Annotated in this window: 1 protein-coding gene; it reads left to right on the top strand. The window is 71.0% G+C overall.

The annotated features are described in order from the left end of the window. A partial coding sequence (locus tag ACOADB_RS24685) for an acyclic terpene utilization AtuA family protein (RefSeq protein WP_378605088.1) occupies positions 1 to 697 on the top strand: 697 nt, incomplete at both ends.

The raw sequence follows: 697 nt of genomic DNA, 5'->3' as shown, positions 1-697 counted from the left end.
GCTCGGGCTCGACGCGAAGATCGCCCACGTCGAGGGCGACGACCTGCGCAGCGCGAACCTCTTCGACGGCGCGCTGACCGCCAACGCCTACCTCGGCGCCTTCGGCATCGCCTCCGCGCTCACCCGCGGCGCCGACGTCGTCGTCACCGGCCGGGTCACCGACGCCTCCGTCGTCGTCGGACCCGCGATCGCCCACCACGGCTGGACCCCGACCGACTACGACGCCCTCGCCGGCGCCGTCGTCGCGGGTCACGTCATCGAGTGCGGCACCCAGGCCACGGGCGGGAACTTCTCCGGCTTCACCGACCTGTTCCGCGCCGGTGCCCCGATGGACAAGCCGCTCGGCTTCCCGATCGCCGAGATCGCGGCCGACGGCAGCAGCGTCATCACCAAGCACGAAGGCACCGGCGGCGCGGTCACGATCGACACGGTCACCGCGCAGCTGCTCTACGAGATCCAGACGACCCGCTACCTCAACCCGGACGTCACGACCCGCCTCGACTCGATCCAGCTCAGCCAGCAGGGACCGGACCGGGTCCAGATCACCGGTGTCACCGGCACGGCCCCGTCCGAGAAGCTCAAGGTCGCGGTCAACACGCTCGGCGGGTACCGCAACCAGGTCGAGTTCGTGCTCACCGGCCTGGACATCGAGGCGAAGGCCGCCTGGGTGCGCTCGCAGCTCGACGACCAGTTCACC

This window comes from Nocardioides sp. CPCC 206348 (assembly GCF_048654705.1).
Lineage (GTDB): Bacteria > Actinomycetota > Actinomycetes > Propionibacteriales > Nocardioidaceae > Nocardioides.
The sequence above is the reverse complement of the archived record's forward strand: the minus strand, read 5'-3'. Positions and strand labels throughout refer to the sequence as shown.